Origin of the sequence: Streptosporangium sp. NPDC002544 (assembly GCF_040295965.1) — a bacterium.
GTDB lineage: Bacteria > Actinomycetota > Actinomycetes > Streptosporangiales > Streptosporangiaceae > Streptosporangium.
In genome coordinates this window covers 15,793-41,529 of sequence record NZ_JBEOWJ010000030.1, presented here as the reverse complement: position 1 = coordinate 41,529, position 25,737 = coordinate 15,793, and the positions used below count along the sequence as shown (strand labels likewise).

Below are 25,737 nucleotides of genomic sequence, written 5' to 3'. Positions count from 1 at the left end.
TACCTTCAGCCTGTTTGCCCGGCCGCCGGGGGAACGTACTCTTTGTTCCATTGATCACCGGAGGATCCCCTTGCACAGCCACGTGGTGCTCCCGGTGGCCACCTGCCGTCCCCCCGCGCACCGGCGTGCCCGCGGGGGCGGCCGGTGACCGCCCTCGCGATCGACATCGGCGGCACCAAGTTCGCCGCCGCGCTGGTCAGGCCGGACGGCACCATGGTCCGCAGGGTGGAACTGCCGGTCGGCCACGACCCCGCCGCGACGCTGGCCCTGCTGGTCCGCGACGTCGGCGCGGGCACCGGCGGCGGTACCGGCACGGGGGGCCTGAGCGGGGTCGGGATCGGCTCCGCGGGTCCCCTTGACGCCGTCGCCGGCACGGTCAGCCCGGTGAACATCCCCTCCTGGCGTGACTTCCCGCTGGTCGGCACGGTGGGCGAGCTCCTTCCCGGCCTCCCCGTCACGCTCGCCGGAGACGCGCAGTGCATGGCGCTGGGGGAGTGGTGGCGGGGCGGGCACGGCTCGCGCTCCCGGGCACTGCTGGGCATCGTGGTCTCCACCGGCGTGGGCGGCGGGCTGGTTCTCGGCGGGGTGCCGTACCTGGGACCGACAGGAAACGCCGGGCACATCGGGCACATCTCCGTGGACCGGAACGGTGAGCTCTGCCCCTGCGGGGCGACCGGCTGCCTGGAGACGATCGCCAGCGGCCCCAGCATGGTCCGCTGGGCGCTGGCGAACGGCTGGGGCGACCCCGGTACCCCGACGGACGCCCGCACGCTCTCGGCCGACGCCGCGCGCGGAGTCCCCATGGCCCAGCTGGCCTTCCAGCGGGCCGCCGACGCGTTGGCCGTGGCGATCCTCACCACGGCGGCGCTCTTCGACATCGACGACGTCGTCATCGGGGGCGGCGTCTCCGGGGCGGGCGAGACCCTGCTCACCCCGCTGCGCCAGGCGGTCGTCAAGCAGGCGGGCCTTGGCTTCCTGCGCCGCCTGAACGTCGAGCGCACCCGTCTGGAACGCGACGCCGGCCTGTACGGCGCCGCGGCACTGGTCCTCAAGGAGAGCCGATGAGCCCACTCGCCGTCCAGTTGTACTCCGTGCGCGAACAGGCGGCCGTCGACCGCCGCGCCGTGCTGCGCCGCATCGCCGAGATGGGGTACGGCGCGGTCGAGCCGTACGACGCGCACCTCGATCCGGATGGGCTCCGCGAGGAGCTGGAGGAGACCGGGCTCGCGGTGTGCAGCGTGCACGCCCCGCTGCTCGACGAGCGGCGCGCGACGGCGCTGGCCGCCGCCGCGGCCATCGGCGCCACGACCGTCATCGTGCCCGCCGCCCCCGCCGAGTGGTTCGCCGGCAGGCAGGAGCTGGAGCAGGCGGCCAGGACCATCGGCGAGGTGGCCAGGGAGGCGGCGGACCACGGCCTGCGGCTCGGCTACCACAACCACTGGTGGGAGCTGGAGCAGCGGGTGGAGGGCCGCCCCGCGCTGGAGGTGCTGGCCGACCTGCTGGACCCCTCGGTGCTGCTGGAGGTCGATCTCTATTGGGCGGCGACCGGCGGGGTCGACCCCTCGGGGCTGCTGGCCCGGCTGGGCGAGCGGGTGAGCCACCTGCACGTCAAGGACGGACCTGCCACCCTCCAGGGCCCGATGACCGCGGTCGGCTCGGGTGAGGTGCCCATTGTGGACGCGCTGAACACCGCTCCGGGCGCGGTGCGGATCGTGGAGCTCGACCACTGTGCCACCGACATGTTCCAGGCACTGGCCGACAGCCACGCCTACCTGACCGGCCTCGTCGCCGCCGGGCGGGTGAGCTCGTGACCGGGCCGCTCGGAGTGGCGATCGTCGGCTGCGGGAACATCAGCCACCAGTACCTGAACAACCTCGCCTCCTTCCCCGGCGTGCGGGTGGTGGCGTGCGCCGACCTCGACCGGGCACGTGCCGAAGAGGTCGCGGCGCGCTACGGCGTGCCGGTGGCGGCCGCACCGGAGGAAGCGATCTCGCACCCCGACGTGGAGTTGGTGATCAACCTCACGGTCCCGTCCGCGCACGCCGAGGTGGCGCTCGCCGCCGTTCTGGCCGGGAGACACGTCTACAACGAGAAGCCGTTCACGGTGGACCGGGAGTCCGGAGCGGAACTGGTCGAGGCCGCCGCGTCGGCGGGGGTGCTCCTGGGCAGTGCCCCCGACACCTTTCTGGGCGCGGGGCTGCAGACCGCGGCCCGGCTCGTGGCCGAGGGGGCCATCGGCACGCCGCTCACCGCCCTGACCCTGTTCCAGAGTCCGGGCCCCGAGTCGTGGCATCCCAGCCCCGAGTTCTTCTTCCAGCCGGGGGCCGGGCCGCTGTTCGACATGGGCCCCTACTATCTGACGGCCCTGGTGACCCTGTTCGGCCCGGCGGAGCGGGTGGCCGCCGTCGGCCGCAGGGCCAGAGACGAGCGGGTCATCGGCTCAGGGCCCAGGGCCGGCACGCGTTTTCCCGCGGTGGTCCCCACCCACACGACCGCGCTGCTGGAGTTCGCCGCGGGACAGGCGGCCACAATGATCTTCAGCTTCGACTCGCCGCTCCGCCGCGCCGGGTTCATCGAGATCACCGGCACCGAGGCGACCATGCAGGTGCCCGATCCCAACACGTTCGGGGGCGAGGTGCGACTGCGCCGGGCCGCCGACGAGGAATGGGTGCCGGCTCCCACGACGGGCACCGAGGCCGGTCGTGGTCTGGGCGTGCTCGACATGGCCCAGGCCATCCGCGAGGGAAGGCCGCACCGCGCCACCGGCGAGCTGGGCCTGCACGTCCTCGACACGATGATCGCCGTCGCGGAGTCCTCGGAGCAGGCCGAGTTCGTGAAGATCGCCAGCACCTGCCCGGCGCCCGCACCACTGCCTGAAGGGTGGGATCCGGCCGAGATCCGTTTCGGCTGATCCCCGGACGGCCGCGCCCGAATGGTCAGGGGTTCCGGTCGGCGGGGGCGACGGCCTCGGGGCCGCCCTCGGAGGACTCCGCCAGGCGGGCGCGGAGGCGGGTGCGGATCTCGTCCGGGGTGTAGGCCTGCCGGCGGCGCTCGGCTCGCGCGATCACCACCCCCGTGGCCGCGACACCTGCGACACCTGCCAGACCGAGTACCTTCCACCATCGCATGTGCCTACGCTAGCGGAATGTCCGGTAAGAGCATCAGCCTCGATGAGGCAGTCAACCTGACCCGCACCGGCGACGTGTGGCTGTTCCGCGGCCGAACGGTGCCCGATCGAGCCATCCAGACCGTGACGAACAGCCCGGTGAACCACGTCGGAATGTCGGTGGTCATCGAGGACATGCCCCCCATGATGTGGCACGCCGAGCTGGGCCGGTCCCTGCCCGACCTGTGGTCAGGGACCAACCAGCGCGGTGTGCAGCTGCACGACCTGCAGGAGGCGGTCACGGTCTGGGCCACCAGATACGGCCAGCGCGGCTGGCTGAGGCAGCTGGAGCCGCAGGTCACCCGCGAGATGGAGGACGCCGTTCTGCGCACCGTCGCCCGGCTGGACGGCACGCCGTTCCCGTCGACGGCCAGGCTCGCCGGTCGCTGGGCGAAGGGGCGGGTGCCCAGGATCTTCAAGCGGGGCACCGGGGAGAGCGCCCTGGAGAGCGCCTACTGCGCCGAGGTCGTCGCGGTCACCTACGAGGCCATGGGGCTCCTGCCCGGCGGCCGCAGGCCGAACTGGTACGACCCGGGCCGGTTCTGGAGTGGTGACGACCTCGAACTGAGCGGCGGTTTCCGGCTAGGCGGAGAGATCACCGTGAACCTGGGGCAGGCCCCGTAGGAGGAACGGAGCGGCGGGCCGATAGGTGTGCGGCGCCACCGTGACACCGGTTCCCAGCAGGGCGCCCTGGCCTCCGGGAGGCGGTCCTGGCCGGGCCGGGGCGATTCACGCCAGCCGGGCGGGAAAGCCTCCCGTGGCGATCGGGCCCCAGCGCTCGGGGGTGAGACGCAGCAGCGACTTGCCCTGCCGGGTCATGGCCGCGCGGTACTCCTCCCAGTCGGGGTGCTCGCCGGAGATCGACCGGTAGTAGTCGACCAGCGGTTCGAGGGCGTCGGGCAGGTCGAGGACCTCGGCCGCGCAGTCCACCTGCACCCAGGGGCCGTCGAAGTCGTCCGACAGGACCACGACGCTCACCCGGGGGTCGCGGCGGGCGTTCGAGGCCTTGGCGCGCTCGGGATAGGTGGACACCACGATGCGGCCCTCGGCGTCGACGCCGCAGGTCACCGGGGACGCCTGTGGCCTGCCGTCGCGCCGCGTCGTGATGACCAGCGCGCGGTGGCGATCACGGAGGAAATCCAGAAGCCGGTCGTGTGAGACGACCTCGTTGGTCGCGATCTTTGGGCTCATACTCCTACTGTACGGGGATACGGCGCGCCTGAATTAACGCTCTGCCGGGTGGAAAATGGCCCTCTTTCTCGGGAGATATGTGGTCAAGAGTCTTCTAATGGGGCATTTGGCGCCAAATCTCAGGGAATTGATCTCCAATACAGCACATGAGTGGCTCGGGAACCGGCCGACGGACCCCGGTGGCTCATCCGCCCAATCAAGGAGATAACCGTGAAGCAGAAGTCTCTTCTGGCATCGGCCCTGACCGTGCTCGCCCTGTCCGCCGTCCCCGCCGCGCAGGCGGTCGCCGCCCCCGCGCGCATCACCTCTCCCACGCCGGTTCCGACGGACATGGCCTCCAGCCCGCCGATGGAGAGCGCCGCGCCCACGGAATCCATGATGCCCGGCGAGAGCGGATCGCCCGAGCCTTCGGGCGCGATGACGGAGCCGTTCGGCCCCGGCTGCGCGTCTCTGCCCACCAGCGGGGCGGGAAGTCCCAGCGAGATGGCGACGCAGCCGGTCGCCACCGCCATCGCCTCCAGCCCCGACCTGTCCACGCTGTCCAAGGCGATCGATCAGGCCGGTCTGTCCGAGAAGCTCAACTCCGCCAAGGACATCACGGTGTTCGCGCCCACCAACGCCGCGTTCGACAAGATCCCGAAGGAGAAGCTCGACAAGATCCTGGGCGACAAGGAGAAGCTGACCAAGCTCCTGGGCTACCACGTCGTCGAGGGGAAGAAGACTCCGCAGGACCTCGCGGAGGGCGAGCTGACCACGATGGAGGGGGGAACGCTGAAGGTCAAGGGTTCCGGTGAGGACTACACGGTCAACGACGCCAAGGTCGTCTGCGGCGACATCCAGACCTCCAACGCCGTCGTCTACCTCATCGACGGGGTGCTCAAGCCCAAGTGATCGCGGTGGCCCAGTGGTCGCGATCCGGCCGGGCGAGGGGTGCCTGCGGGGGCGCCCCTCACCCGTGGCCGTCTCGGCGGTCTTCTGCTGGTCGTCCACCACCTCCTTGAGCGGTGCCGCGAGGCCGCGCCGGCGGCCGACGGCTGATCTGGAGGCGCGGATGGACACCAGCCGTGCCTCTCAGCGGAGGAACCGGGGACTTGGAGGTGTGCCGGCGTGCCGCCGACCACCTGGCCGCGGGTCGGGTCCACCTCATGACCGACCCGCTGTCGCGTGAGTCGCTGAGTCCTGAGCACGTCAAACCCCACTCGCAGGTATTCGTGGGGATCGTGCCGGGAAGGTGTGGTCCATGACGAGGTTGGGGATCCCCGACGAGATCCGTGCCTGCCTGTTCGATCTCGACGGCGTGCTGACCAAGACGGCGGTGGTGCACGCGGCCGCCTGGAAGCAGATGTTCGACGACTTCCTCAGACGGCGAGACGGCGAGAGGTTCCGCCCGTTCGACGCGGTGGACGACTACGACGCCTACGTCGACGGGCGCCCGCGTTTCGACGGGGTACGTACCTTCCTCGCCGCGCGCGGCATCGTGCTGCCCGAGGGGGAGCCGGGCGATCCGCCCGGGCGTGACACCGTGTACGGCCTGGGCAACCGCAAGAATCTCCTGGTGCTGGAGAAGATCCGCAAGGACGGAGTGCAGGCGTATCCGGGGTCGGTGCGCCTGGTGGTGGCGGCCCGCGGTGCGCGGCTCGCGACCGCGGTCGTGTCCTCCAGCGCCAACTGCCAGGCCGTCCTGGCCGCGGCCGGCATCGAGCGGCTCTTCGACACCCGGATCGACGGCGTGATCGCGGCCGAACGGGGGCTCGCGGGCAAACCGCACCCGGACACCTTCCTCGCGGCGGCGCGCGACCTGGGCGTCCCACCCGCCGGCGCGGCGGTCTTCGAGGACGCGCTGGCCGGAATGGAGGCCGGCCAGGCGGGCGGATTCGGCTACGTCGTCGGGGTCGACCGGACCGATCAGGCGGACGCGCTGCGCGCGCACGGCGCGGACGTCGTGGTGCGGGACCTGGCCGAGCTGCTTCGGGAGGAGTGATGATCAGCCATCCCTCGTACGCGGTCGAGCCGTGGAGTCTGCGGGAGACCGCCCTGCACCTGGAGGTACTGGCACAGAGCGAGTCGGTGTTCGCGCTCGCCAACGGGCACATCGGCTGGCGTGGCAACCTGGACGAAGGGGAACCGCACGGTCTGCCCGGCACCTACCTCAACGGGGTGTACGAACGGCACCCGCTGCCGTACGCGGAGGCCGGCTACGGTTATCCGGAGACCGGCCAGACCATCCTCAACGTCACCAACGGCAAGATCATCCGACTGCTCGTCAACGATGCGCCGTTCGACCTGCGCTACGGCCGGTTGCGCTCTCATGAACGGCTGCTGGATCTGCGCGCCGGGGTCCTGCGGCGCACCTGCGTGTGGACCTCACCGTCCGGGCGAACCGTCCGGGTCCGCTCGACCCGGCTGGTCTCCTTCACCCAACGAGCCGTCGCCGCCGTCGCCTACGAGGTGGAGCCGCTGGACGCGGCCATCCGTGTCGTCATCCAGTCCGAACTGCTGGCCAACGAGCAACTGCCGCGGCCATCCTCCGCCGACCCGCGGGTTTCGGCTGCCCTGGAGACATCCCTGCGACCGGAGGAACACCTCGCCGAGAGCACCCGGCTGCGCCTGATCCACCGCACCGCCGACAGCGGCCTGCGGGTCGCCGCCGCGGCCGACCACCTCGTCACCGGACCCGACTCGACACAGACCTACGGCGAGAGCGGCGCGGACGTCGGCCGGTTCACCATCACGGCGTCGCTGAACCCCGGGCAGGTCCTGCGGCTGGAAAAGCTGGTCGCCTACGGCTGGTCGGGGGTGCGTTCACTGCCGGCGATGCGCGACCAGGTGGAGGCCGCGCTCGCCGGAGCGCGCAGCACGGGCTGGCCGGGGCTGGTGGCGCAACAGCGCGGCTACCTGGACGATTTCTGGGCCGGCGCCGACATCGAGATCGACGGTGATGCGGAGATCCAGCAGGCGGTGAGGTTCGCGCTCTTCCACGTGCTGCAGGCCGGTGCCCGCGCCGAGTGCCGGGCCATCCCCGCCAAGGGCCTGACCGGATCCGGCTACGACGGTCACTGCTTCTGGGACACCGAGACCTTCGTTCTGCCGGTGCTGACCTGTACCGTGCCGCAGGCCGTGGCCGAAGCGCTGCGCTGGAGGCAGTCCACACTGTCCCCGGCTCGGGAGCGGGCGGCCCAGCTCGGCCTCCAGGGCGCAGCCTTCCCCTGGCGCACCATCGAGGGCCTGGAGTGCTCCGGATACTGGCCCGCGGGTACCGCCGCCTTTCATGTGAACGCCGACATCGCCGACGCCGTCCTGCGCTACCTCGCCTTCACCGGGGATCAGGAGTTCGAGCGCGACGTCGCGGTGGAGTTGCTGGTGGAGACGGCGCGACTGTGGTGCTCGCTCGGTCACCACGACCACCAGGGCCGCTTTCACATCGACGGGGTGACCGGACCCGACGAGTACAGCGCGATCGCCGACGACAACCTGTACACCAACCTCATGGCGCAGGCGAACCTGCTGGCCGCCGCCGACATCGCCGGACGGCATCCCGGCCGTGCCGCCTCCTACGGGGTGGACGACGACGAGGCGACCGCCTGGCGGGCCGCCGCCCACACCATGGCCGTGCCCTACAACCACGAGCTGGGGGTCCACGAGCAGTCGGCCGGATTCACCCGCCACCAGAAGTGGGACTTCGCGAGCACGCGGCAGGATCAGTATCCGCTGCTGCTGCACTTCCCCTACTTCGACCTGTACCGCAAACAGGTCGTCAAACAGGCCGACCTGGTCCTGGCGATGTACCTGCGCGGCGACGCGTTCGACCCGGAGCAGAAGTCACGCAACTTCGCCTACTACGAACCGCTGACCGTGCGGGACTCCTCCCTGTCCGCCTGCAGTCAGGCCATCATCGCCGCCGAGACCGGATACCTGCGCCTCGCCGACGACTACCTCGGCGAAGCCGCGCTGATGGACCTGGAGAACCTGGAGCACAACACCCGCGACGGCCTGCACATCGCCTCCCTGGCCGGCACCTGGCTGGTGCTGGTCGCCGGCTTCGGCGGCATGCGCCACCGGGACGGCACACTCCACTTCGCGCCCCGCCTGCCGGAAACCCTCACCCGGCTGCTGTTCACCGTGCAGATCCAGGGCCGAAGCCTGCAAGTGGAGATCACCGGTTCCGCCACCACCTACCGCCTGCTCAAGGGAGCCGATCTGACGATCCGGCACTACCAGCGGCCGGTCACGCTCAACGGCCGGCGTCCGCAACAGCGCCCCACACCACCTCTGCCGCCCCGCCCCGAGCTCCGGCAGCCACCAGGACGCCGCCCGAAATCCCGCCATCCCGAACACATGTGACAACACACCCGCCGCCGCTCACCGAACCCGATCACAGCGGCTGCGGCAATCCTCGGTGACGTGGCGGAGCACAAGGACAGGCGGACCGGGCCAAGCGGCGCAGGAGGATCACAGCCCCGTCTCGCCTGCTCACCAGGCAGGACGCGCGCTGCCCGCTCCGCGGCGAGAAGACCACCCTCCCGCCCGTCAGGGGAACGGGCGAAACCGGTCAGGATTCGACCTTGCGGGCTACCCCGCCCATCGTCCACGTCTTCTCACGGCCCTGCGTCGCCAGCGGGTTGTCGGGGCGCCAGTGGCGGACGTAGACCAGGCCGGGCTCGACCAGCTCCAGCCCGTCGAAGAAGCGCAGCACCTGGTCACTGCGCCGGGAGGCGTCCTCATGGCGGCCGAGGATCTTCCGGTAGATGTCGACCAGCGGACCCGCCGCCTCCGGGCGCCTGTCGAAGACGACGTGGCCGATGGCGAAGTGGCTGCCCGCGGGCACCGAGTCGCGCAGGATCGCCACGTTCTTGTGCGGGTTGTCCTCGTCGGGGATGAACTGCAGGGCCGACAGGATCAGGACGGCCACCGGCAGGTCCAGGTCGATCAGGCGCCGCAGCTCGGGATCGTTGAGCAACTCGCGGGGGTGCAGCACGTCACCCTCGACGATGGCGGTGTGGGGGTTGGTGGCCAGCATGGCGCGGGCGTGGGAGAGCACGACCGGATCGGCGGCGACGTAGACCACGCGGGTGTCCGGCGCGATCGCCTGGGCCACCTGGTGGACGTTGTTGCGGGTGGGCAGCCCGGAACCGAGGACGACGAACTGGGTCATGCCCTGCTCGACGAGATAGCCCGTCGCCCGGCGTAGGAAGGCCTGAGCCTCCTGGGACATGGCCCTGATCTCCGGCGCGATGGCGAGCACTTCCTCGGCGGCCTTACGGTCGGCGGCGAAGTTGTCCTTGCCCCCCAGGAAGTAGTCGTTCATCCTGGCGATGTTGGGCACGCTCGTGTTCAGGCCGGCCGCCGGTCGCCGGTCGGCGTCGCTCATCTGTCATCTCCTCTGTTGCCTCTGACGTCCTCTCCGGCTCGCGGTCCGAGGATTTCGGCACCCGGTCGGTTCCGGTGACACTCAACTGTCAGGGCGTGGGTAACGATCGAGGGGCCAAGCTGTTTTCCGGGGCAGTCTATTCCTTGCGGCCTACTCCGCCGACGACCCAGACGGAGTCCGGCCGGTGGGGCACCGCGCCCTCCGGCCGCCATCGGGGAATGTAGACGAGGCCCGGCTCGACGGGTTTCAACCCATCGAGGAAAGGCTCGACCTCGGCTCTGGTCCGCAGGTTCGCGCGGCGGGGACCGGTGATCGACCCGCGATCCTGAAAGAGGTCGGCGAGCCTCGCGGTTCTCTCGGGACACAGGTCCGAGACAGCGTGGGAGATGGCCATGTAGCTGCCCGGGGCCATCGCCTTCCTCAGGGTGGCGGTGACCCGCAGGGCCTCGGCGTCGTCCGGGAAGTCGGTCAGGAACGAGAAGAGGAGGATCGCCACGGGCCGATCGAGGTCGATCACGCCGGTGAGGCAGGGATGGGCCAGCAGGCCCTCCGGGTCGCGGGCGTCGGCCTCGATGACCGTGGCCCGGCCGTCCTCCTTCAGGAGGGCCCGGGCGTGCACGACGACCATCGGGTCGTTGTCGACGTAGACGACCTGCGCGTCGGGAGCGATGCCGTGCAGGATCTGGTGCACGCTGCCCTGGGTCGGCAGTCCGCAGCCGATGTCGATGAACTGGCGTATGCCGGTCTCGGCGAGAAACCGCACGACGCGGCCGAGGAACCTGCGTCCCTCCACCGACATGGCGGGAAGTTCGGGGGCCAGTTCGAGCGCCACCCGCGCGGCGTCGCGGTCGGCGGCGAAGTTGTCCTTGCCACCCAGGAAGTAGTCGGCTATCCGGCCCGCGTTCGGGATCGTGGGGTCGAACCTGAGGCGCTCAGGTTGCGGCGACGCCATGATGTCCTCCGTCCGGCGGTGCGGCTTTCAGCGGACATTATCGGCCTTCAGACCCCGAGGTGATGTATTTCCGGTCAATAACCCCTTCTGGCGGCGCGTCTTCCTGATGCCCGGCTGCCTGCGCTCCGGTTGGGCGCCGTTTCGCCGGTGACGGGCCGCGCCGCGCTCAGTGGCAGGCCTCCAGGTGGCGTCCCCCTCTCCCGGGGAGGGCGAAGGCCGCCCATACCGCCTTGCCGCGGGTCTCCAGGGGAGCCCAGCCCCACATCTCGCTGATGCCGTCGACCACCTGTAGTCCCCGGCCGCTCTCCGCCTCGTAGTCGGGCTCGCGCAGGCAGGGCTCCTGGTCGCTGGGGTCGGTGACCGCGCACAGCATCGAGCGTTCGGTGTGGCAGAGGATCACCTTGACCTCGGGGCAGGCCCGGGAGTGCTGGACGCTCCGCGTGCCGTGACGTACGGCGTTGGTCACGAGTTCGGAGACCACGACACCGGTGTCGTCGATCAGTTGCTCGAGCTCCCAGGCCCTCAGGGCGCCGGCGGTGAACTCACGGGCGGTCCGTGCGGCGCACGGATCGTGGCGAAAGCTGCGTACGGCCATCTGCAGCCGGTTGACGTGGCTCTCGCCGCCGGCCCAGGGGGGCAGGCCGCTCGGGGGCAGTAGGTGATCGAGCATCGACAGCCACCGTTCCCACCCTCCGATCTCAGCTCGGATGGGTGCGGCTTCATGTCTCTGGTAACCAGTCATCGACGACCTTGGGGGTGGGCGATCGTGCGGCAAGGGCGATCCGTCTAGTCATCTTGCACGCCGTAATGTGCATAGGCAAGTACAGATGCACGTGCATCTGCACAAAAAGCTCTATGCTCGTGGTGTTGTTTCCCTCCCTAATCGGTGAGAGGCGAGGATGAACCAGCTGTACAACGGCATGCCGGCAGCCCTGATGGGCGCCATCGTCTGGCGCAAGAGCCACTTCAGCAACCCCAGCGGCAACTGCGTGGAGCTCGCGGAACTCCCCGACGGCAGGGTCGCGATGCGCAACTCCCGCGATCCCGAAGGGCCCGCGCTGATCTACACGCGCCGTGAGGCCGACGCCTTCGTCCGCGGGGTGAAGAGCGGGGAGTTCGACGACCTGATCACCTGACTGTCGGCAAGAGGTGGTTGAAGAATAAAATTCTCTATGGCCTGGGCTTGGCGGGCGGAGTAGCGTGAAAGGTCGCGATCGCCGCAAGGAAGTCGGAACAGGCTCGCGTTCCGTGCCCAAAGGACTGTAGATGATCACACCTCACGCCGACGGTCAGCCGGTCGTTCCAACCCCCATGGCCGTGCCGAGGGGCAGTTCCACGGTGCTGCGGATCGTCCTGGGAGCGCAGCTCCGCCGGCTGCGCGAGCACCGGGGCATCACCCTGGAGGAGGCGGGGAACGCCATCCGGGCCTCGCACTCGAAGGTCAGCCGCATGGAGCTCGGCAGGGTCAGCTTCCGGATCAGGGACGTCGCAGACCTGCTCTCCCTGTACGGCGTGACCAGCGAGGACGAGCGGGAGCCGCTGCTGTCCCTCGTCGAGAAGGCCAACCTCACCGGCTGGTGGCACAACTACAACGACGTGCTGCCCAGCTGGTTCGAGACGTACGTGGGGCTGGAGGAGTCGGCCACCGGCATCCGCAACTACGAGGTCCAGTTCGTGCCGGGACTGCTGCAGAGCGAGGGGTACGCGCGAGCCGTCGTCCAACTGGGCTTCCCCTCGGCCTCCCGGGAGGAGCTGGACCGCCGGGTGCGGCTGCGCATGGCGCGCCAGCGGCTGCTGCGCGGCTCCGCGCCGCCCCACCTGTGGGCCGTGCTGGACGAGGCCGTGCTGCGCCGCCCGCTCGGCGGGGTCCAGGTGATGTGCGAGCAGATCGACCACATCCTGACGGCGCTCGAACTGCCCAATGTGACGGTCCAGATCGTGCCCTTCAGTGTGGGCGGGCACGCCGCGGCCGGCGGGCCCTTCAGCATCCTGCGGTTCGCCCAGCCCGACCTGCCCGACGTGGTCTACCTGGAACAGCTCACCAGCGCCGTCTACCTGGAGAAGCGCGACGACGTCGACAGCTACCTGGAGGTCATGGAGCGCCTGTGCATCGAGGCCGAGCCGGTCACCCGCACCCGCGAGATCCTGCTGGGAATCCGCGAGGAGCTGAGCAGGAAGCGCTAGCCGGGAGGCGGGGGCGAGCGCCGCCGCGTCGCCTCCCGGCGGTCTCGCCCCTGAGGAGAGGCTCTCGCCGCGTCCGCGCTCCCGCGCCATCATCCGGCGCCGCCCGCGCCGTGATCGCGAGGACGGCGCCCCGCTCTGATCGCGGAGGTGGCCGGGCTCCGGGCCGTCAGTCCACGAAGGGGGCCACCAGGACGTCGACGATGTCCTCGTAGCCGAGTCCCTTGTGCGCCAACTGCCCGGCCACCGCGAGTTCCGCGAGGCCGTGGGCCGTCGAAAGCAGGGCCATCAGCCGGGCCTTGGGCACCGGTCCCTCCCCGGCGCCCGCCATGCCGAGCGCCGTCGTCACCTGGTCGATCGCCTCCTCCAGTTCCGGATGGTGGCCCGCGAGGAACTCCGAGGCGAACACCAGCCGGTACTCCTCACGATGCGCCGTGGCGTACTCGACGTAGCTCAGGTAGAAGGCCCGCAGCCGGTCGCGCCGGTCGGCTTCCTGCGAGATCGCCGCGGCGACGTGCGCGCTGAGGTCGGCGATGACCCGGACGGCGAGCGCGGCCAGCAGTGCGGTCTTGTCGGTGAAGTGCCGGTAGGGGGCCGTGCGGGACAGGCCGGTCAGGTCGCCGACGGCGCGCAGCGTCACGGCGTCGAGCCCCTCCTCGCGCAGCAGCCTCAGAGCGCTCTCGACCAGGCGGGTCCTGGTGTCGTCCATCATCCGCTCGTACCTTTCCCGGCAACCCGTGTTGACAATGTCAACGTATCTGGTTGACACTGTCAACAAGATGTTGACGACGTCAACTGGAGAGCTATGAAGATCACGGTGAACGGTGTCCCCGCCACGGTGGACGCATGCCCTGACGACGCCGCCGTGGACGTCCTGCGCGACGGGCTCGGCCTCACCGGCGCCAAGGCCGCCTGCCGCACCGGAGTCTGCGGCGCCTGCACGGTCATGGTGGGCGGCACGCCCCAGGCGAGCTGCCTGCTGCCCGCCGCCATCCTGGAGGAACGCGAGGTCGTTACCGCGGAGGGCCTCGACCACCCCGTCCAGCGGGCGTTCGCGGTCCACGACGGCCTGCAGTGCGGCTACTGCACGCCAGGGTTCGTGGTGGAGGCCGCGGCCTTCGTCGACGCCTGGCGCGCCGAGCACGGCGACGTCGCTCCGCCGCGCGAGCGGATCGCCACCGCCATGGCGGGCCACCTGTGCAGGTGCGGCGCCTACGAGGGGATCCACGCGGCGATCGCCGCCGCCTGCCGCGGCGAACACGACGGCGCCGCCGGGACCCCCGCCCGCCTGGAGGCGATGGACAAGATCACCGGCCGGGCCCGCTACACCACCGACGTACGCCTGGACGGCCAGCTGGAGGGGGTGGTCATCCGCTCCACCAGGGCACACGCCCGCGTCACCGCGGTGACCGCCGGCACCGCGCACGTCATCGACCTGCTGCCGCCCGACCGCACCGTCCGCTACGCGGGCCAGCCCGTCGCCGCCGTGGCCGCCCCCACCCGCCGCGAGGCCCTGGCGATCGCGGAGGCCGCGGAGATCGACTACGACCCGATGCCCGCCGCGCTCGACGACACGCCCCAGGCCCCGCCCGTCTACGACGAGTCCACCAGGAAGCACGCCCCCAGCTCCAGCGAGGGGTTGGACCTGCCCGGCGGCTGGCACGGCAACGTGCGCGGCCCCTTCACCAGGGCGAGCTGGCGCGGACGCACCGCCGTCAAACGGATCGAGGCCGCGCGGCGCGACGCCGACCCCCGCCTGGTGAGCGGCACGTTCACCACCGCCGTGCAGGTCCACACCCCGATGGAGCCGCACGCCTGCGTGGCCCGCTGGGACGGCGAGGGCGACCTCCACCTGCACCTGTCCACCCAGACCGTGGGCCTGGTCACCGAACACGCGGCCAGACGCTGGAACCTGCCCGCCGACCGGGTCCACGTCGTCGCCGATCACGTCGGCGGCGGTTTCGGGGCCAAGAGCGGCGTCACCGTCGAGACGGTCGCGGCCGTCGAGCTCGCCCGGGCCTGCGGCGCACCGGTCCGCGTGGTGTTCGGCCGCGCCGAGGAACTCACCGACGCGGGCAACCGCCCCGGTACCCGCACCACGCTCGAACTGCTCACCGACGACCGGGGCGACCTCGCCGCCCTCACCGTGGACGTCCACGGGCGCGGCGGCGTGGCCATCGGATCGATGGTCGCCGGGATGGCCCGCCTCATGTACGGCACCGCGCCCCGGCGGCTCCGCGACTACGACGTGGTCACCAACGAGCCGCCGGGCACCCCGTTCCGCGGACCTGGGGCGCCGCCCCTGCTCTGGGCGCTGGAACAGGCGGTGGACGAGGCCGCCCACCGCCGCGGAGAGGACCCGATCGCGCTGCGCCGCCGCTGGGACGGCAACCGCAAACGGCACGCCCTCTACGACCGGGCACTGGCCCTGCCGCTGTGGGCCGACCGGCCGCGGATCGGCTCCCAGACGGGCCGCTTCCGCAGGGGCGTCGGGGTGGCCGCCGCCAACTGGCTCTACATGCTCGACCCCGCCACCGAGGTGGAGCTGCGCGTCGAGGGCGACACGGTCGTGGCCGCCACCTCGACCCAGGACATCGGGACCGGCATCCGCAGCGTCATCGCCGACATCCTGCGGGAGGAACTCGCGCTGCCCGCCGAGCGCGTTCGCGTCGAGATCGGCAGGACGGGCACCGTGCACGGACCACCCTCCATCGGCAGCCGCACCACGACCTCGGTCGCCCCGGCCGTACGCGACGCCGCGCGGCGGCTGCGGGAGCTGGGCCTGACCGACGGAGCCAGGGTCGTCGGCAGGCGCCGCCGCGACCGGCGCGGCTACCTGACCCCGGTCGCGGTGGCCGGTATAGCCCTCGGCCGGGGGTTCAGCGGCGCCGTCCACGTCACCGAGGTCGAGGTCGACACCCGCCTGGGAGCCGTCAGGCCGCTGCGGGTGTGGGCGGGGATCGCGGTGGGCCACATCTACGCCGAACGGCTGGCGCGCAGCCAGTGCGAGGGCGGCGTCGTGCAGGGCATCGGCTACGCGCTGTACGAGGAACGCCTGGTCGACCCGGTGACCGGAACCGTGCTGACCGCCAACCTCGACGACTACCGCATTCCCGGCATCGGTGACACTCCCGAGATCACCGTGCACTTCCACCGCGACGGCTGGGACCACGTCAACGGCCACGGTGTCGGAGTCGGCGAGGTCTCCACGGTCGGCGTGGCCGCCTCGGTGGGCAACGCCGTGCACAACGCCACCGGCTGGCGCCCCCACGACCTGCCCATCCGCCCCGACCGGCTCCTCGAAGGGATCTCCCGTTGACCTCCTCCCCGAAGCCGCCTCCCGGATTCCCCGGGGCGGGTCCGCTCTCCCCGGAGCCGGGCACCGAAGCCCGCACGACGGGGCCGTATCGCCTGCTCCCCGAGGGAGCCGTCCCGCTGACCTTCTCCCCGGAGCGGCGGTTCCGGGTCCGCGCACCGGAGGGCGTCCGATGACCGTGCTCACCGACCTCGACGACCTCGGCGACGCCGTGCGGCGCGGGGGCGAGTTCCGCGCCGGAGGCACCGACCTGATGGGCCGCCGCGCGGCCGGGCCGCACGTGGACCTGCGCGGCCTGCCCGGTCTGACCGGCCTCGCCTGGCAGCCGGACGGCGCAGTCCGGATCGGCGCGCTGACCACGGTCGCGCGCGTCGCCGCCGACGCGCGTCTCGGTGCCGCCCACCCCTGCCTGACGCTGACGGCGGCGGGCCTGGCCACGCCCCAGATCCGGGAGGTGGCCACGGTCGGGGGCAACCTGCTGCAGCGCAACCGCTGCGCGTACTTCCGCGGCCCGTCCTTCTCCTGCCACCAGAACGGCGGCGGCCACTGCCCGGCCCGCGCCGGGCTCGCCCCGAACGCCGCGATCGTCGACACCGGGCCGTGCATAGCCCCGCACCCGTCGTCACTGGCGGTGGCGCTGCTCGCCTGTGACGCCCTGGCCGAGGTCCACGGCGGTGTCCGTGATGATGTCCGCGATGATGTCCGCAGTGGGGTCCCGTTCCCGGTCGGCGACCTGTACGGGGATGGCTCCGACCCCACCCGTGACCACCTGTTGGGGCCGGGGGAGATCCTGCTGTCCGTCGTCCTGCCGCCGTCCGTGCCGGGCGAGCGGGCCGCCTACCACCGGGCGATCGGCAGGTCCGAGGCCGAGTGGCCGCTGGTGGAGGCGGCGGCGCGGCTGGTCATGGACGGCGGCAGGATCACCTTCGCCAGGGTGGCCGCGGGCGGCGTCGCCCGCGTCCCGGTGCGCCTGCCCGAGGTCGAGGAGGCGCTCCTGGCCGGGGAACCTCTCGACCGGGCGGCCGGGCTGGCCACCGCCCGGTGTACCCCGGCGGCTCGCAACCGTTACAAGCTCGCCCTGCTCTCCGGGACCGTCCTGGAGGTGCTGGAGCGCGCCACCGGAACCGCCGGGCACCGCTGACCGGCTCGCCCGTACCGGCGCGCGGCTCCTCGCCACGGCGAGGAGCCGCGAAACACACCTCAGCGGGCTGGTCGCGCGGCCGAGACCAGCCCCGTCTCGTAGGCGACGATGACGAGCTGGGCCCGGTCGCGCGCGCCGAGCTTGCCGAGCAGCCGGCCCACGTGCGTCTTCACGGTCGCCAGGCTCAGGGTCAGGTGCTCGGCGATCTCGGTGTTGGACAGCCCCCGGGCGATGAGCGCCAGAACGTCGCGCTCCCGTCCGGTGATCCCCTCGAGCTCGCGGGCCACCGGGCGCGCCGGTTCCGGGAGCCGGGAGAACTCGGCGATGAGCCGGCGCGTCACCGTCGGGGCGAGCAACGCCTCGCCGGAGGCGACCACCCGGATCGCGGCCAGCAGATCGCCCGGCGGGGTGTCCTTCAGCAGGAAGCCGCTGGCCCCGGCGCGTAGCGCCGCGTAGACGTACTCGTCCAGGTCGAACGTGGTGAGTATGAGCACACGCGCCCCCAGGACGCCCGTGGGGCCGCAGATGCGCCGGGTCGCCTCGATGCCGTCCATCTCCGGCATCCGCACGTCCATGAGCACCACGTCCGGCGACTCGTCGCGGGCCAGCTCCACCGCCTCGGCACCCGTCCCGGCCTCGCCGACCGTCACCAGATCGGGGGCGCTGTCCACCAGCAGCCGGAAACTTCCGCGCAGCAGCGCCTGGTCGTCCACGACGAGCACCCGGATCACGGCGCCTCCCCGTACGGCATGCGCGCCGAGATCCCGAACCCGCCCTCGGGGCGGCGCCCGGCTGTGAGACTCCCGCCGTACACGGCCACCCTTTCGCGCATCCCGATCAGTCCGTGCCCCGGGCCGCCGGGCAGCACCCGCTCACCGGGCCCGTCGTCGGCGACCTCGACCCTGACCTCGCCCGCAGACGCCTCGACCGAGACCCGGCACCGGGCGGGGGCGGCGTGCCTGACGACGTTGGTCAGCGCCTCCTGGACGATCCGGTACACCGACAGCTCCACTCCCTCCGGCAGGCCGGTCGCCCGGACGTCCAGTTCGACGCGGACCCCGGCCATCGCCGCCTGCCCGGCCAGCACGGAGAGGTCCGTCAGACCGGGGGAGGGGGTGAGGTCGGGTGGTGCGTCGAGATCGGAGCGGAGCACACCCAGCAGCCGGCGCATCTCGGTCAGCGCGCCCCGGCTCGTGACCTCGATGACGCGCAGCGCGTCCGCGGCCTCCTCGGGCCGCGCCGCGGCGACGTGGTTGGCGATGCCCGCCTTGACGGCGATCAGGCTCATGCTGTGCGCCACCACGTCGTGCAGCTCACGGGCGATCCGCAGCCGTTCCTCGGTGACCGCCCGGTCGGCGAGTTGCTCGGCCGACCGCACCGCGTGCGCCCGGCGCTCGCGCACGGCACGACCGGCGATCCAGGCGCCACCCATGAAGGCCACTCCTGCCAGCAGCACCCCGGCGATGTTCGCCGCCTGGCCGGGGGTACCCGCCACCGACAGCAGCAGGACGGCCACCGCGCTGCAGGCGCCGATCGCGAGCGTGGGCTCCCCGCGCGGCCGGGGCAGGGTGAGCGCCACCATGTAGATCGCGAAGGCCGCCGCCGCGAACCTGTCGTGCGCCAGGCCGAGAAGGACGGACGCCAGCGACATCGCGAGGACGGCGCAGAAGACGGTGAGCGGCCACAGCCGCCGCACCGCGAGCGGCAGGGCGACCCCGGCCAGGACCAGGTACTCCGCCCAGGTGGGCACCGCGGGATCCGGGCTTCCGGCCGCGAGCAACAGGAGCGCGACCGCGTATCCGGCCGCCGCCACGGCATCGAGGCGGACGAGCCGGTCATGGCTCCAGCGGCTCAGGAAGAGTGAGTCGTCCACGCTGGAACGGTATCCGCCGGGGTCGTGTCCTCGCCTCCACCTCAAGGACGTCATCCCCGGGGCCCACCTTCGCGCGCCGTGGCCGCCGTCGTCGGACCCGGGGCCGAGCGTGAAGTGCCCGCCGTAGGCCGACGCGGGCGCGACCCGCCCCGCGAGAGCCTCGACGACATGATCGAAATCATGAGGCTGACCAAACGCCACGGTGACAAGGCCGTGCTGGACGGGCTGTCGTTCCAGGTGAAACCGGGGCTGGTCACCGGTTTCCTCGGCCCCAACGGCGCGGGCAAGTCGACCACCATGCGCGTCCTGCTCGGCCTGGACGCCCCCACCTCGGGCCACGGGCTCGTCAACGGGCGCCGCTACGCCACGATGCGGTACCCGATGCGCGAGGTCGGCGCGCTGCTCGACGCGAACGCGGTGCACGGCGGCCGCAGCGCGCTCGACCACCTGCGCTGCCTGGCGCGTGGCAACCGGATAGGGCTCTCCAGGGTGACGGACGTCCTGGAGCAGGTCGGCCTGGCCGGAGTCGCCCGCAGGCGGGTCGGCGGCTTCTCCCTCGGCATGCGTCAGCGGCTGGGGATCGCGGCGGCGCTGCTCGGCGACCCGGGGGTGCTGATGTTCGACGAGCCGGTCAACGGGCTCGATCCGGAGGGCGTGCGGTGGATCCGCCATCTGATGCGTTCGCTGGCCGCAGAGGGACGCACCGTGCTGCTCTCCAGCCACCTGATGAGCGAGATGGAGCTCACCGCCGATCGCCTCGTGATCATCGGCCGCGGCAGGCTGGTCACCGAGACCACGGTCGGAGAACTGGCCGCCCGCCATGACCGGGGCGTGCTGGTGCGCTCCCCCCGGGCCGCCGAGCTCACCGGAGTGCTGGAGGCCGCCGGGGCGACGGTCGAGACGGAGCCGGGCGGGGGAGTGGTCGTCAGGGGACTGGACGTCGCGGCGATCGGTGACCTGGCCGCGGGGAGCGGCCTCGCCGTGCACGAGGTCACCCCGCGCAGTGCCTCCCTGGAGGAGGCCTACATGGAGCTGACCGCTGACAGCGTCGAGCACCGGGCGGGCGGGCGATGACCGGTCTGTCGCGGCGCGAGGGACCGGGTGGCCTGATGGCTGTCGACGTGCCGGCCGCGGAGTGGCTGAAGCTCCGCACGGTCCGCTCCACCTGGTACGTCCTGGCGGTCGTCGCGGTCTTCGTCGTGCTCGCGGCCGTGTTCACCCTGTACGTGGGCAGCCTCTGGGACGGGTTGCCGCCCGAGGGGCGGCTCACCCTGCGCGCGGCGCGTCCCGAGCAGATCATCCTGATGCCGGTGCAGATCTGCATGGCCGTGCTCGGCGTGCTCTCGTTCACCTCCGAGTACGCCACCGGCATGGCCCGCACCAGCTTCACGGTGCTGCCGCAGCGGGGAGTCGTGCTGGCGTGCAGAGCCGCGGTCGTGGCCGCCGTCGCGTTCACGGTGGGGCAGGCGAGCGGTTTCATCACCTTCTTCGTCAGCCGGTTGATCATCGGTGACCGCCCGATCCCGGACTTCGCCGCGTCACTGTCGCAGGAATTTCCGAAGATCTTCGCCGGGGGGCTGTCGGTGGTGGTGCTCGCCATGATCGGGCTAGGCGTGGGCGCCGTCCTGCGCTCCACCGCGGGGGCGATCACCGCCGTCGTCGTGTACCTGTACGTGTTCCCGAGGTTCGCGCTCCTGCTGCCCGATCCGTGGAACGCCAGGATCGGCTCGGTGCTGCTGGAGGACCTGACCGCCCAGGCCACGGGTGAGCCGCCGGTGGCGGTCGGGCTGGGCGAGGCGGCCGCCGGGATCGGGCTGTCGCCGCCCGCGGCGCTGGCGGTGATGTTCCTGTACGTCGTCGTCGCGCTCACCGCGGCCGCCGTCGCGCTCGCTCGCCGGGACGTGTGATCCTTCCGGCTGCCGGGCCTTCGGCTTACTTTGTAAAGGCGATGGCTCTCCACAGCGAGCCGAACAGCAACGCCGGGGGAGTCTCACCTAAGGGTGATCATCAGGTGCCCGGCCAGACCCCTGCTCGCCGCTTCGACCATCTCCAGTACCTCGGCGAAACCCTCACGTTCACCGTAGTAGGGGTCGGGCACCTCGGAGCCCTCCGGGGCCGTGGGGTCGAAGGAGCGGAACAGGCGCACGTCCGCCCCCTTGGGGGCAAGGCGGCGCAGGGCGCTCAGGTTGCGGGTGTCCATGGCCAGCACCAGGTCGATCCGGCCGTACCAGTCACGCAGGAACTGCCGGGCCCGGTGCCGCGAGCCGTCGTAGCCGTGGTCGGCGAGCATCTCGGCGGCCCGCGGGTCCATCGGGTCGCCCTGATGCCAGCCGCCGGTGCCCGCGCTGTCGACCGTGACGCGATCTCCGAGGCCGTGCTCGTCGAGGGTCTTTCTCAGCACGACCTCGGCCATCGGCGACCGGCAGATATTTCCCATGCACACCACGCATATGCGATAACTCATGCCTACCAGGATGCCGTCTGCCGAGGGTGCGGCGACCGGGTGCGCGGGCTGCCGGGGAAGGGATCGTCGCCGAAGCGGACTCAGCGCCGGATCCGCCCGCGAAGCCTCGATGACCGCCGCCCTCCCGGACGGTTGCCCGCCGAGACGCGCCCGGTTCCGCGAATCGCCGGCGGTTTTCTCAGCGGAGGTGGAATCGATCACGTGCGAGCGATGTTCGACTGCCTTGTAGACATCGTCCATGAGGTGGAGGTTCCCGTGGGAAAACTGAGCGAAGACGCCAAGAACCTGCTCAAACAGCCGATTCATGCCTGGGTGACCACCGTCAGGCCGGACGGTTCGCTGCACAGCACGGTCGTGTGGGTTGACGTCGACGGAGACGACGTCGTCTTCAACACGGCCGTGGGCCGGGCCAAGGAGCGTCACCTGCGCGAGGACCCGCGCGTGTCGGTGAGCGTCCTGGACCCCCAGAACGCCTACCACCTGGTCAGCGTCTCGGGGAAGGCCCGGCTGGAGCTGGAGGGCGCGGACGAGGTCATCGACGGCCTGGCGAACAAGTATCTCGGTGTGGAGTCCTATCCCTTCCGTAAGCCGGATGAACAGCGCATCACCGTGCGGATCACGCCCGATGACGTCATCTTCAACCCGGCGAGCTGAGCGGCGGCGGGTGGTCGCGGCGTGCCCGCGCCCACCCGCCGCACCGGTGCACGGCTGACCGTCGCCGGGCCTGGCCGCGATCCGCGGCCGGACCCGGCACCGGGCTAGCATGTCGCCCGGTGGAAACGGCATCGGGAAGGGGTGGGTGATGTCTGACCTCGTCACCGTCGTCGGCATCGGAGCCGATGGCTGGGCCGGGCTCTCCCAGGAGGCGCGGCGCGAGTTGCACGCCGCCGAGGTCCTGATGGGGAGCGCTCGGCAGCTGGGGCTTCTCCCCGAGCCCAGCGCCGAGCGCGTCGTCTGGCCCTCCCCGCTGCTCCCCGCCCTGCCCCGGCTGATCGCCCCCCACCGGGGCCGCCGGGTGTGCGTGCTGGCCAGCGGCGATCCCATGTTCCACGGCATCGGCGCGACCCTGGTACGGCTGCTCGGCGCCGACCGGGTCCGGATCCTGCCGCACCCGTCGTCGGTCTCCCTGGCCTGCGCCAGGCTCGGCTGGGCGGTCGACCGGGTCGAGGTGGTCAGCCTCGTGGCGCGTCCCGTCGAGGTGCTGCACCCCGCCGTCCAGGACGGCCGCCGGGTCCTGGTCCTCAGCGCCGACGGCCGCACTCCGGCCGGGGTCGCCGGGTTGCTCGCCGCCCGAGGTTACGGCGCGAGCGCGATGACGGTCCTGGAAAGGCTGGGCGGCACCGAGGAGCGGGTGATCTCCGGTACGGCCGGTCAGTGGTCCCTGCCGGTGGCCCACGCTCTCAACGTCGTCGCCGTGGAGTGCCGTGCCGATGCCGGGACCGTTCCGCTGCCCCGCCTGCCCGGCCTGCCGGACGAGGTGTTCGAGCACGACGGCCGGCTCACCGGGAGCGAGGTGCGCGCGGTCGTCCTGTCCCGGCTGGCGCCCACTCCGGGCGAGCTGCTGTGGGACATCGGTGCGGGGGCGGGCGGCATCGGTGTCGAGTGGATGCGTGCCCATCCGGAGAACCGGGCCGTCGCGGTGGAATCCCACCCCTCACGGGCGGACGTGATCGCCCGTAACGCCGCGGCGCTGGGAGTTCCCGGTCTCGACGTGGTGACCGGTGCCGCCCCCGCCGCACTCGCCGGGCTGAAGGCGCCGGGAGCCGTCTTCATCGGCGGTGGGGTGACCGTTCCCGGGGTGGTGGAGGGCTGCTGGGAGGCGCTGCGACCGGGCGGCAGGCTGGTGGCCGGCGCGGTGACCGTCGAGTCGGAGGCGGTTCTGGCCTCCTGGCAGGGGGAACTCGGTGGAGACCTGGTCCGGCTGGCGGTCAGCAGGACCGCCCCGGCCGGTGGCTTCACCGGCTGGCGGCCCATGGCGCCCGTCACGATCTGGACCGTGGTCAAGCCGCCGGTTCGGGACAGCGCCCGCTGAGCGGCCCGGTCGGCACGGGTGCTCCTGGCGGTCCGGGTCTTGGGCGCCCGCCCGCCGTGGCCGGGGGATCAGCCCAGGGCGTGGTCGAGGTTGAACGCGGCGCTGATCAGCGAGAGGTGGGTGAAGGCCTGCGGGAAGTTGCCGAGCTGCTCGCCGGTCTGCCCGATCTCCTCGGCGTACAGGCCGAGGTGGTTGGCGTAGGTGAGCATCTTCTCGAACGCCAGCCGCGCCTCGTCCAGGCGCCCGGCGCGGGTGAGCGACTCGACGTACCAGAACGAGCAGATCGAGAACGTGCCGTCCTGCCCGTGTAGCCCGTCCGGGCTGACCGAGGGGTCGTAGCGGTAGACCAGCGCGTCCGACACCAGGTTCGCGCCGAGCGCGTCGAGGGTGGACAGCCACTTGGGGTCGGTGGGGGAGATGAACTTGGTCAGCGGCATCATCAGCACCGAGGCGTCGAGGACGTCGTCGTCGAAGTGCTGGACGAACGCCCGCAGCCGCTCCGACCAGCCGCGCCGCATGATCTGCCGGTAGATCGCGTCGCGGGCCAGCTGCCAGCGCTGCGTGTCGGCGGGCAGGCCGCGGTGGGCGGCCATCCGCATGGCCCGTTCGATCGCCACCCAGCACATCAGCCGCGAGTAGACGAAGTTCTTGCGCCCGCCGCGGGTCTCCCACACGCCCTCGTCCGGCCGGTCCCAGTTGTCGCAGACCCAGTCGACCAGGAGGTGGACCTCCTCCCACAGGTCGCTGGAGATCGGCCGGTGCCACTTGTCGTAGAGGTAGATCGAGTCGAGGAGAGCGCCGTAGATGTCCAGCTGGAGCTGGTCCACGGCGGCGTTTCCGACGCGCACCGGGGCCGAGCCCTGGTAGCCCTCCAGGTGGGGTAGCTCGACCTCGGGCAGTTCGGTGCGCCCGTCGATGCCGTACATGATCTGCAACGGCCCGGAGGGGCCGCCGCAGTCGTGGCTGACGTGCTTGGACAGGAAGTTCATGAACGCCTCGGCCTCCTCGCCGAAGCCCAGCCTGAGCAGCGCGTACACGCAGAACGCCGAGTCGCGGATCCAGACGTACCGGTAGTCCCAGTTGCGCTCCCCGCCGATCCGCTCGGGCAGGCTGGTCGTCGCGGCGGCCACGATCCCGCCGGTGGGCGCGTAGGTGAGGAGCTTCAGTGTGAGCGCGGAGCGGTGCACCATCTCCCGCCACCGGCCGCGGTAGCGCGACGCCGACAGCCAGCGGCGCCAGAACGCGACGGTGGCGGTGAACTGCTCCTCGGCCTCCTCGATCGGGCACGGGCGCGGGGCCAGGTCATCGCTGAGCCTGTCGAGGGCGAACACCGCCCACTCGCCCTCGTTGAGCTTGAACTCCGAGCGTACGTCCTGACCGTCCGCCTCCAGGGTCGCGCTGGAGGCGAGGGTCAGGCGGAGCGACGGTGACTCGAAGATCGCCCGGCCGTCCCGCATGCTCAGGATGTGGGACTGCCTGCCGTAGTCGAACCTGGGAGCCACCCGTGCCCGGAACGGCAGTGATCCCCGTACGCATCTCACCCGCCGGATCAGCCGGTGCCGGTCGCACTCGCCGCAGTCGTCGACGACCGGCATGAAGTCCTGGATCTCGCCCACCCCGTCGGTCGCGGAGAACCGGGTGATCAGCACGTTGGTGTCCGGGAAGTAGAACTGCCTGGTTCTCGCGGGCACATCGGTGCCCAGCTCGAACGAGCCGCCCTGGGCGGTGTCCAGTATCGAGCCGAACACGCTCGGCGCGTCGAAGCGCGGGCAGCAGTACCAGTCGATCGTGCCGCGGGTGTCCACCAGCGCCACGGTGCGCAGGTCACCGATCAACCCGTGGTCGGCGATGGGCGGGTATCCGGGGGCTCCCGCCGGGTCCTGAGGGCCGGGCCGTGCTGCTGTCATGTCGGCCCTCCCAGGTCGCGAGCCGGGTACCCTACGCCCTCAAGCTACGCGGCCCGGACACCTGTCCGGCCCCGCCTCGGGGCAAGGAGTCGGCAGGTTTTCGGGTACGGAACGGCAAAGGCCCCGCGGGGCCTCTGCCGCCGGGT

Annotated in this window: 26 protein-coding genes; 16 read left to right on the top strand and 10 right to left on the bottom strand. The window is 71.6% G+C overall.

All coding sequences use genetic code 11. The features are described from left to right. The first annotated feature begins 144 nt into the window (after positions 1-144). Genes ABT061_RS35255 through ABT061_RS35245 form a run of 3 tightly spaced genes read left to right on the top strand, consistent with a single transcriptional unit; the run spans position 145 to position 2,911 of the window. Entirely contained in the window at positions 145-1,065 is a 921-nt protein-coding gene (locus tag ABT061_RS35255; RefSeq protein ID WP_350926247.1) for an ROK family protein, read from the top strand. Beyond that, positions 1,062-1,811 carry a sugar phosphate isomerase/epimerase family protein gene (locus ABT061_RS35250; protein WP_350926245.1) on the top strand — a complete coding sequence of 250 codons (750 nt, stop codon included), beginning with the start codon at positions 1,062-1,064 and terminating at the stop codon, positions 1,809-1,811. The genes ABT061_RS35255 and ABT061_RS35250 overlap by 4 nt, the downstream gene beginning before the upstream one ends. Then, a complete protein-coding gene (locus tag ABT061_RS35245) occupies positions 1,808-2,911 on the top strand; it encodes a Gfo/Idh/MocA family protein (RefSeq protein ID WP_350926243.1) in 1,104 nt (367 codons plus the stop codon). Before ABT061_RS35250 ends, ABT061_RS35245 begins: the two co-directional genes overlap by 4 nt. A gap of 25 nt (positions 2,912-2,936) precedes the next feature. Here the strand turns inward: ABT061_RS35245 and ABT061_RS35240 are convergent, their stop codons facing one another. After that, positions 2,937-3,128: a hypothetical protein gene (locus ABT061_RS35240; RefSeq protein ID WP_350926241.1), complete on the bottom strand. Its 192-nt coding sequence runs from the start codon at positions 3,126-3,128 to the stop codon at positions 2,937-2,939. Between the two features lie 17 nt (positions 3,129-3,145). On the opposite strand from ABT061_RS35240, the gene ABT061_RS35235 reads away from it, so the two are divergent. Beyond that, the gene (locus ABT061_RS35235) at positions 3,146-3,790 is read left to right on the top strand and encodes a hypothetical protein (RefSeq protein WP_350926239.1); all 645 of its coding nucleotides are present in this window, start codon (positions 3,146-3,148) and stop codon (positions 3,788-3,790) included. Positions 3,791-3,895: 105 nt separating this feature from the next. Here the strand turns inward: ABT061_RS35235 and ABT061_RS35230 are convergent, their stop codons facing one another. Further along, positions 3,896-4,357 (bottom strand): PPOX class F420-dependent oxidoreductase, encoded by a 462-nt coding sequence (locus ABT061_RS35230; protein WP_350926237.1) that lies wholly within the window; start codon positions 4,355-4,357, stop codon positions 3,896-3,898. A gap of 210 nt (positions 4,358-4,567) precedes the next feature. Here ABT061_RS35230 and ABT061_RS35225 point away from each other — a divergent pair, with 210 nt between their 5' ends. The 3 genes from ABT061_RS35225 (at position 4,568) to ABT061_RS35215 (ending at position 8,698) form a co-directional block, all read left to right on the top strand. Next, a complete protein-coding gene (locus tag ABT061_RS35225; RefSeq protein WP_350926235.1) occupies positions 4,568-5,248 on the top strand; it encodes a fasciclin domain-containing protein in 681 nt (226 codons plus the stop codon). A gap of 349 nt (positions 5,249-5,597) precedes the next feature. Next, positions 5,598-6,338, top strand: a complete 741-nt coding sequence (locus ABT061_RS35220) for an HAD family hydrolase (RefSeq protein ID WP_350926233.1) — start codon at positions 5,598-5,600, stop codon at positions 6,336-6,338. Beyond that, a complete protein-coding gene (locus ABT061_RS35215; RefSeq protein WP_350926231.1) occupies positions 6,338-8,698 on the top strand; it encodes a glycoside hydrolase family 65 protein in 2,361 nt (786 codons plus the stop codon). The genes ABT061_RS35220 and ABT061_RS35215 overlap by 1 nt, the downstream gene beginning before the upstream one ends. A 208-nt stretch (positions 8,699-8,906) precedes the next feature. Here the strand turns inward: ABT061_RS35215 and ABT061_RS35210 are convergent, their stop codons facing one another. The 3 genes from ABT061_RS35210 to ABT061_RS35200 all read right to left on the bottom strand — a co-directional run bounded on the left by ABT061_RS35210 (position 8,907) and on the right by ABT061_RS35200 (position 11,347). Continuing rightward, positions 8,907-9,725, bottom strand: a complete 819-nt coding sequence (locus ABT061_RS35210; RefSeq protein ID WP_350926229.1) for an SAM-dependent methyltransferase — start codon at positions 9,723-9,725, stop codon at positions 8,907-8,909. Between the two features lie 136 nt (positions 9,726-9,861). Next, positions 9,862-10,677 carry an SAM-dependent methyltransferase gene (locus ABT061_RS35205; protein WP_350926227.1) on the bottom strand — a complete coding sequence of 272 codons (816 nt, stop codon included), beginning with the start codon at positions 10,675-10,677 and terminating at the stop codon, positions 9,862-9,864. A 166-nt stretch (positions 10,678-10,843) separates the two neighbouring features. Further along, positions 10,844-11,347, bottom strand: a complete 504-nt coding sequence (locus ABT061_RS35200) for an ATP-binding protein (protein WP_350926225.1) — start codon at positions 11,345-11,347, stop codon at positions 10,844-10,846. A 229-nt stretch (positions 11,348-11,576) separates the two neighbouring features. Between ABT061_RS35200 and ABT061_RS35195 the strand changes: the two genes are divergently transcribed. After that, positions 11,577-11,813, top strand: coding sequence for a DUF397 domain-containing protein (locus ABT061_RS35195; RefSeq protein WP_350926223.1), 237 nt, complete (start codon positions 11,577-11,579; stop codon positions 11,811-11,813). A gap of 130 nt (positions 11,814-11,943) precedes the next feature. Next, positions 11,944-12,861 carry a Sco1979 family transcriptional regulator gene (locus ABT061_RS35190; protein ID WP_350926221.1) on the top strand — a complete coding sequence of 306 codons (918 nt, stop codon included), beginning with the start codon at positions 11,944-11,946 and terminating at the stop codon, positions 12,859-12,861. Positions 12,862-13,027: 166 nt separating this feature from the next. Here ABT061_RS35190 and ABT061_RS35185 read toward each other — a convergent pair whose 3' ends face one another. Beyond that, positions 13,028-13,570 (bottom strand): TetR/AcrR family transcriptional regulator, encoded by a 543-nt coding sequence (locus ABT061_RS35185; protein WP_350926219.1) that lies wholly within the window; start codon positions 13,568-13,570, stop codon positions 13,028-13,030. 93 nt (positions 13,571-13,663) lie between these two features. On the opposite strand from ABT061_RS35185, the gene ABT061_RS35180 reads away from it, so the two are divergent. From ABT061_RS35180 to ABT061_RS35170, 3 genes are read left to right on the top strand one after another with little or no spacing between them, the layout of a single operon-like run. Next, positions 13,664-16,177, top strand: a complete 2,514-nt coding sequence (locus ABT061_RS35180; RefSeq protein WP_350926217.1) for a molybdopterin-dependent oxidoreductase — start codon at positions 13,664-13,666, stop codon at positions 16,175-16,177. Then, on the top strand, positions 16,174-16,350 hold the full coding sequence (locus tag ABT061_RS35175; RefSeq protein WP_350926215.1) for a hypothetical protein: 177 nt from the start codon (positions 16,174-16,176) through the stop codon (positions 16,348-16,350). Before ABT061_RS35180 ends, ABT061_RS35175 begins: the two co-directional genes overlap by 4 nt. Continuing rightward, the gene (locus ABT061_RS35170; RefSeq protein WP_350926213.1) at positions 16,347-17,315 is read left to right on the top strand and encodes an FAD binding domain-containing protein; all 969 of its coding nucleotides are present in this window, start codon (positions 16,347-16,349) and stop codon (positions 17,313-17,315) included. Before ABT061_RS35175 ends, ABT061_RS35170 begins: the two co-directional genes overlap by 4 nt. 59 nt (positions 17,316-17,374) lie before the next feature. On the opposite strand, the gene ABT061_RS35165 is transcribed toward ABT061_RS35170, so the two are convergent. Then, positions 17,375-18,046: a response regulator gene (locus ABT061_RS35165; RefSeq protein WP_350926211.1), complete on the bottom strand. Its 672-nt coding sequence runs from the start codon at positions 18,044-18,046 to the stop codon at positions 17,375-17,377. Beyond that, entirely contained in the window at positions 18,043-19,188 is a 1,146-nt protein-coding gene (locus tag ABT061_RS35160) for a sensor histidine kinase (protein ID WP_350926209.1), read from the bottom strand. The genes ABT061_RS35165 and ABT061_RS35160 overlap by 4 nt, the downstream gene beginning before the upstream one ends. 168 nt (positions 19,189-19,356) lie before the next feature. Between ABT061_RS35160 and ABT061_RS35155 the strand changes: the two genes are divergently transcribed. After that, the gene (locus tag ABT061_RS35155; protein WP_350926207.1) at positions 19,357-20,262 is read left to right on the top strand and encodes an ABC transporter ATP-binding protein; all 906 of its coding nucleotides are present in this window, start codon (positions 19,357-19,359) and stop codon (positions 20,260-20,262) included. 35 nt (positions 20,263-20,297) lie between these two features. Beyond that, positions 20,298-21,095: an ABC transporter permease gene (locus ABT061_RS35150; protein WP_350926205.1), complete on the top strand. Its 798-nt coding sequence runs from the start codon at positions 20,298-20,300 to the stop codon at positions 21,093-21,095. A gap of 83 nt (positions 21,096-21,178) precedes the next feature. Here ABT061_RS35150 and ABT061_RS35145 read toward each other — a convergent pair whose 3' ends face one another. Continuing rightward, entirely contained in the window at positions 21,179-21,652 is a 474-nt protein-coding gene (locus ABT061_RS35145; RefSeq protein WP_350926203.1) for a low molecular weight protein-tyrosine-phosphatase, read from the bottom strand. A gap of 255 nt (positions 21,653-21,907) precedes the next feature. Between ABT061_RS35145 and ABT061_RS35140 the strand changes: the two genes are divergently transcribed. Then, positions 21,908-22,306: a TIGR03618 family F420-dependent PPOX class oxidoreductase gene (locus ABT061_RS35140; RefSeq protein WP_350926201.1), complete on the top strand. Its 399-nt coding sequence runs from the start codon at positions 21,908-21,910 to the stop codon at positions 22,304-22,306. A 148-nt stretch (positions 22,307-22,454) separates the two neighbouring features. Next, complete coding sequence (cbiE, locus tag ABT061_RS35135) at positions 22,455-23,684, top strand: precorrin-6y C5,15-methyltransferase (decarboxylating) subunit CbiE (protein ID WP_350926199.1); 1,230 nt, start codon at positions 22,455-22,457, stop codon at positions 23,682-23,684. Positions 23,685-23,752: 68 nt separating this feature from the next. Here the strand turns inward: cbiE and ABT061_RS35130 are convergent, their stop codons facing one another. Next, positions 23,753-25,591, bottom strand: coding sequence for a glycoside hydrolase family 15 protein (locus tag ABT061_RS35130; protein WP_350926197.1), 1,839 nt, complete (start codon positions 25,589-25,591; stop codon positions 23,753-23,755). Positions 25,592-25,737: the final 146 nt, after the last annotated feature.